The organism is Streptomyces sp. NPDC002265 (assembly GCF_040296125.1).
GTDB lineage: Bacteria > Actinomycetota > Actinomycetes > Streptomycetales > Streptomycetaceae > Streptomyces.
In genome coordinates this window covers 1-6,203 of record NZ_JBEOWS010000465.1, presented here as the reverse complement: position 1 = coordinate 6,203, position 6,203 = coordinate 1, and the positions used below count along the sequence as shown (strand labels likewise).

Genomic DNA, 6,203 nt, shown 5'->3' with positions numbered 1-6,203 from the left:
GGTCGAAGATCTGCTGCGGACCGTGCGGGAGGAGGGCGAACGCCGCTGCGCCATCGGCCTGTGGCTGGAGCCCGCCGCGGCGCAGGCCCGGCTCAGGCTTTCCGCGGGCGACGCCGAGGAGGCACTTGCCCTGACCGAGGACCCCATTCGTCTGGTCCTGCGCAAGGGCATCTGGTTCTGGGCGACGGATGTCGCACCCGTGCGAGTGGCCTCGCTGACAGCAGTCGGGCGGCATGCGGAGGCCGAGTGCCTCGTGACTGCTTTCGACGACGGGCTGAGCGGGCGGTGCACACCCGCTGCGCATGCGGGACTGCAGGAGTGCCGGGCGGTGCTCGCCGAGGGGCTGGGTGAGTTCGACGCTGCGGCGCGGGCGTGGGACAACGCGGCCCGGGCATGGTCGCAGCTGCCGAGGCCCTACGCGGCGACACGGGCGCAGGAGGGTGTCGAGCGGTGCACGCCGGCCGCGCGGGGCGGCAGCCGCGGGGGACGGCGCGGATACGGCAACCAGTTGTCGCCACGGGAACTGGAGGTGGTGCGGCTCGTGGTGCACGGCTTGACGAACCGTCAGATAGCCGCCGAGCTGATGAGGTCGCCCAGCACCGTCACGGCGCAGTTGAAGTCGGCCATGCGCAAATACGGGGTGACGTCCAGAACGGCGTTGGCCGTGCATGTGGCGCAGGCGGGGAGCCTCTGACCGACGCGGACTCGTCCGTGCGCGTCCACACATTCTTTAGCCCATTTGGCCAATCGCTCACGCCGGCCTGCCGAATTCATACTCGCAGGCGGACCGCGCTGGTGCGGGCCACAGCAACTGAGGGTTGTTCATGAGTGTTGCCAAAAACATGAGTTCGTGTGGACGCGAACTCGACGACGACCGCGACGAGCCGGAGTGCGCGGACGCAGAAGGTGCCGAACTCGATGAGCCCTCCGGCTACGAACCGCTCTGACTCCGCCCCACACCACTGAAGGGCTGTCTATTCATGACAAGACGTGGGCGCCTGCGCGCTCCTGTTTCGTTCCTCATAGCCGCCTGTCTGGGCCTCTTCGCCGCGGCGCAGGTTCCCGCCGTCGCGGCCGGTCCGGCGACTGGATCCCACAAACCCACCGCCGCCGTTCCGGCAGAGGTGGCACGGCAGGCAGAGAAGGACGCTGCTGCGGCGCGGCAGGACACTAAGCCCTCGCTGGCGAAAATCTCCGGCCGGGTTCACCGCTACGCGCCCGCAGACTGCAACACCCCGACGCCGAAGAAGCACACCGCTAGCTGCCAGGCACTGGTGCGGACGACATCCGACCAGCGCGTCATGGTGCGAGCGGCCGGGCCGTCGTCCACCGCCTTGTCTCCCGCCGACATTCAGTCCGCCTACCACCTGCCGGCCACCGGCCAGGGCCAGACCGTCGCGATCGTGGACGCCTATGGCTATGCCGACGCGGAGGCCGATCTCGGCAAATACCGCGAACAGTTCGGGCTGCCCGCCTGCACCACGCAGAACGGGTGCTTCCGCAAGACCGACCAGCAAGGCGGCACCAACTATCCGCCGGACGACAAGGGATGGTCGCTGGAGACCGCTCTCGACCTCGACGCTGTCTCGGCGGCCTGCCCCGCCTGCCACATCCTGCTGGTCCAAGCGGACAGCGCGAACGTGGGCGACCTGGGCACCGCCGTCAATACCGCGGTGAAGCTCGGAGCCAAGTTCGTGTCCAACTCATACGGTCTGGCGGACGCCCATGCGTCCGACCTGAGCGGCGCCGACTTCGACCATCCCGGTGTCGTGGTCACCGCATCTTCCGGCGACACCGGCAACGAGGTCATCTGGCCGTCGTCCGACCCGAATGTCGTCGCCACCGGCGGTACGCTGCTGACCCGTGCCCCCGGCACCGCGCGCGGCTGGACGGAAAGCGCATGGTCCGGCGCCGGCAGCGGCTGCTCGACGTTCGAGCCGCAGCCGGACTACCAGAGCGGATCGGCGACGAACTGCCCGCGCAGAGCCACCGCCGACATCTCTGCGGTGGCCGACCCGCAAAGCGGCCTGGCGGTGTACAACTCGCTCAACGACGGCTGGCTCCAGGTGGGCGGCACGAGCCTGTCCTCGCCGCTGATCGCCGCGATGTATGCGCTGGCGGGAACCCCGGTCGCGGACACGTACCCCGTGACCTACCCCTACGCCCACCAGACCAAGGGTCTCTTCGACATCACCGAGGGCGTCAACGGCGCCTGCGGCGACGTATTGTGCGAGGCCGGACCCGGCTGGGACGGGCCCACCGGACTCGGCACACCGGACGGCGTCTCCGCCCTCGTCCAGGGTCCGTCGGGGGTCGTGAGCGGCCGCGTCACGGACCTGGCGACCGGTACGCCGCTGGCCGGGGTGGCCGTCACGCTGACGGACAAGCCCGACCAGTTCCTCTCGCACGCCACGACGGACAGCACAGGCGCCTACCGCGTCACCGTCCCGGCCGGCACCTACGACGTGTCGGCGTCGCTCTTCGGTTACGGGACCGGCACCCGTAGCGGAATCGGGGTGACGGCCGACCACACCGCCGCCGCGGACATGGCACTGACGAAGACTCCGAGCCACAGGGTGTCGGGCACGGTGACCGACGCGTCCGGGCACGGCTGGCCGCTCTACGCCAGGATCACCATCGACGGCTACCCGAGCGGGGCGCTGTACACCGACGCGAAGACCGGCGCCTACTCCGTGGATCTGCCCGAACAGGCCGACTACACGATGCACCTCACGCCGGTCTATCCCGGATACCAAACGTCCGACTCCACGATCAAGATCGGTGCGGCCGACGTGACGCACGACATCGCCGTGGCCGCGGACCTGGAGCAGTGCACCGCGCCCGGCTTCGCGTATCCCGCACAAGCCAGCTTCGAGGGCTGGACCAAACAGCCGAAGTACGGCTGGACCGTCACCAACAAGGACCCCTCCGCACACGGCTGGGAGTTCGACGGGGAGTGGAACCTCATCGGCGACGCCGGTTTCGCCGTCGCCAACCCTTACGGCACCGGCGGCGGGGCACAGGACACGTCGCTGATCTCGCCGCCCTTCGATCTGACCGACCGCAAGAGCGCCGACCTGCGGTTCAACGCGCTGTCCCTGCTGCCGTCGGGGTCCGAGGCGGACGTGTCCGTCACCACCGACGGCGGCGCAACCTGGAGCAGGGTGTACCAGGGCGAGGACAATTTCTACGGACACGTCGAGGTCCCGCTCACCCAGGCCGTGGGCCACCGCAAGGTCCAGGTCCGCTTCCACTTCAGCGGCGACGGCCAGTCGATCTTCGAGATGTCCGGTGTGTCGGTCGGTCAGTGCCGCACACTCGGCGGCGGGCTGATCCAAGGCAGCGTCAGCGACGCCAACACCGGGCAGCCGATCGACGGCGCCACCGTCAAGGCCACTTCCGCCGACGCCGCGGACATGCACGCCACCGCGGTCAGCACCGCCACCCCGAACGACCCCGGCCTGCCTGACGGCTTCTACTGGCTGTACAGCTCGAAGACCGGGCAGAACACGCTCACCACGACCGCTGCGCGGTACACGACGGCCAAGGCGACCGTCACCGCCTCCGACACGGTGCACACCTACCACCCCGCACTGCAGGCCGGACGGCTGAAGGTCACACGCGGGAAGGTGTCGCTGAACACCGCGCTGGGCGGCAAGGCGAGCCAGGACATCACGCTCACCAACACCGGACACGCGCCCCTCAAGGTCACGGTGGCCGAGCAGAGCGCCACCACGTCCGAAGCCACCGAGCCGACCGCGGCAGACGGGTCGTGGCACACGCTGCCCGACCACCCCGAACCGGTCAGGGGCAGTGTCGTGGGTTCGTATCGGGGCAAGACGTACTCGGTCGGCGGAATGGACAAGCTGTGGGGAGGGCACGTACTCGGGCACGGTTACGTGTACGACCCGGCTGCCCGGTCCTGGTCGCGGATCGCCGACCTGCCGCAGCCGCGGAACTCGGCCACGGGCGCGTTCGTGAACGGCACGCTCTACGTGGCCGGCGGCTTCGGCTACGACGCGAGCGGGACCGTCGGCTGGACGCCCACCACCTACGCGTACCACCCCGACAGCGACAGCTGGTCGAGGGTGGCTGATCTCCCGCAGGCACTGGCTGATGCCGCCGTCGCGGTACTCGACGGCAAGCTGTACGTGATCGGAGGAGTCACGGCCGACGGGTCCTCGAGCCCGGCCGTCTACCGCTACGACCCGGCGCGTAACACCTGGAACCGGATCGCCGACTACCCCATCGCCATGAGCGCCGGCGGATGCGGCGGGATCGACGGCGGCATCGTGTGCGCGGGCGGCCTGAGCGAGGTCCACGGGCCCGTCACTCCCTTGGCGCACACGTACATCTACCACGCGAAGAGAGACACCTGGACGCGTGCCGCCGACATGCCGTACTTCCAGCTCCGTGCGTCGTACAGCTCCGCCAACGGCCGACTCCAGGTCGTCGGGGGCATGGACTCGCCCCCGTCCGGCTGGGCGGCGATGACCCACCGCGCCCTGCAGTACGACCCGGTGGCCGATGTCTGGACCGACCTGCCGAGCGCGCCCGCAGCGGTCGCGGATGCCGGGCACGGTACTGGCTGCGGGCTCTTCCAGATCGGCGGGACGGCCGATGAGTTCGGGGTGTCCACCACCACCGGCGCAGCGATGCTGGCCGGGCTCGACCAGTGCGGCGGCGACGACGTCGGCTGGCTGTCGCAGAACAGGACGACCGTGACGCTGAAGCCCGGTCACTCCACTCGGCTCCGGGTCACCGCAGACGCCAAGGTTCTCGCGGCCCCCGGCAGGTACGCGGCCACCCTGTCCATGATCACCGACACGCCGTACGTGTACCAGCCGGTCCGGGTCACCCTGAAGGCGACCGCCCCCGCCTCCTGGGCGGAGATCTCCGGCAAGGTCACCGACGCGACCACCGGCAAGCTCCTCCCCGGAGCGACGGTTGCCCTCTCACACGCAGGCCGGCACCTCATCACGGTCACGACCGACAGCCACGGCGTGTACGACGTGTGGCTGAAGGAGACCACGCCGACCATCACGGTCACCAGCGACGGATACAACAAGCGCAGCAGGGAGGTGAGTGTGAAGCGCGGCAGCCTGACCAAGGCTGACTTCGCCCTGCCGAGCAGCTGACCGGCGCCCCAGCGTTCCGGCACACCGACTGACGTACCGAAGCGCCGGAACACGGGATGCCCCCGCCACAACTCTGGCGGGGGCATCCCGTGTTCCGAACCACGACGATCACGCCTGCGGCTTCCGGGAGGTGCCGGCGGCAATCAGTTCGGGTCGGCGGCCCGGCACTCGGAATAGGGCCAAAGCAGCGCAGCACACCACAGTCGATGGCGGCGCACTGCCGCGCGGTGAACCGGCACTCCTGACCGTCCGCGGGTCGTTGCTGCCCAGGCCGCGGATGAACTCGGCGAACCGTGCTGCCCGCTGCCGAGGTCGCCTGCCGCGATGCTTCCTGCGTGGCCGACATCTGAAGGAGAGCACGTCGTGCCGAGGGAGGGACTGCCGAAAGGCCTTGAGCGTCATCCAGGACAGTCGATGGAAGCGGAAAAGCGCCGACTGCGCAGTCCCTGGCATCGGCGTCCGTCTACGACCGACAGTGGTTCGGCAGCGCTTCGAGGTCGTTGCCACCGGTCTGGCCACGCAGAAGTACACCGGTCGCGTTGTGGGAGACAGGGCCGTTCTCAACCGGCTTGTTGCTCTGCCTCTGCTGCCACGGCCCCCTGCAGGGGAGTGTTCCGACAGCATCCCTTCACCGGCTACAGGGTGCCGGCTGGAGGGATGCGACGTGTTGGCGTACGGATTCGGGGGATGATGCTTGCGTGCGACGTACGGGTGGGGGGAGTGCAGGGAGGATGGCTTCGATGACGGTTGCGGTGCAGCGTTACGGCCTGGTGTGGAGGGACCTTGAGGGTGTTTCGCAGGTCTCTGCCGGCTGCTTCGACAGGCCTGCGGCCAGGCGCCGGAAGAAGGCGCTGAAGGAGACCGGCTGCACTCGTGTGGAGATCATCGAGGTCGGGCCCGGCGAGCTCCCTGAACCGGCTGCCTGATGTGGAACTCTACGTAGTTGGTTCTGGCCGCAGTTGCGTGAACGATCTGAGTACCTGGTTCCGTAACCAACTGAGCGCATTGGGGTGTGCCCCGACAGCGGGCACGGTCTGCGTCACTGCGGGCCCCGGCCGCAGTGAC

4 protein-coding genes are annotated in these 6,203 nt (G+C 69.1%); all 4 read left to right on the top strand.

Annotated elements, in window-relative coordinates:
• On the top strand, positions 1–694 hold a 694-nt coding region (locus ABT085_RS42620; RefSeq protein WP_351621445.1), incomplete at its 5' end, for a helix-turn-helix transcriptional regulator.
• 130 nt (positions 695–824) lie between these two features.
• Entirely contained in the window at positions 825–947 is a 123-nt protein-coding gene (locus ABT085_RS42615) for a hypothetical protein (protein WP_351621443.1), read from the top strand.
• Between the two features lie 33 nt (positions 948–980).
• Positions 981–5,138 (top strand): carboxypeptidase regulatory-like domain-containing protein, encoded by a 4,158-nt coding sequence (locus ABT085_RS42610; protein ID WP_351621440.1) that lies wholly within the window; start codon positions 981–983, stop codon positions 5,136–5,138.
• A gap of 731 nt (positions 5,139–5,869) precedes the next feature.
• Positions 5,870–6,064, top strand: a complete 195-nt coding sequence (locus ABT085_RS42605) for a DUF8636 domain-containing protein (RefSeq protein WP_351621430.1) — start codon at positions 5,870–5,872, stop codon at positions 6,062–6,064.
• Positions 6,065–6,203 lie beyond the last annotated feature (139 nt).

Excerpts from the sequence above, each read along its gene's own strand:
- ABT085_RS42615 (WP_351621443.1), top strand. The coding sequence starts at position 825 with ATGAGTGTTGCCAAAAACATGAGTTCGTGTGGACGCGAACTCGACGAC.
- ABT085_RS42610 (WP_351621440.1), top strand. The coding sequence starts at position 981 with ATGACAAGACGTGGGCGCCTGCGCGCTCCTGTTTCGTTCCTCATAGCC.
- ABT085_RS42605 (WP_351621430.1), top strand. The coding sequence starts at position 5,870 with ATGGCTTCGATGACGGTTGCGGTGCAGCGTTACGGCCTGGTGTGGAGG.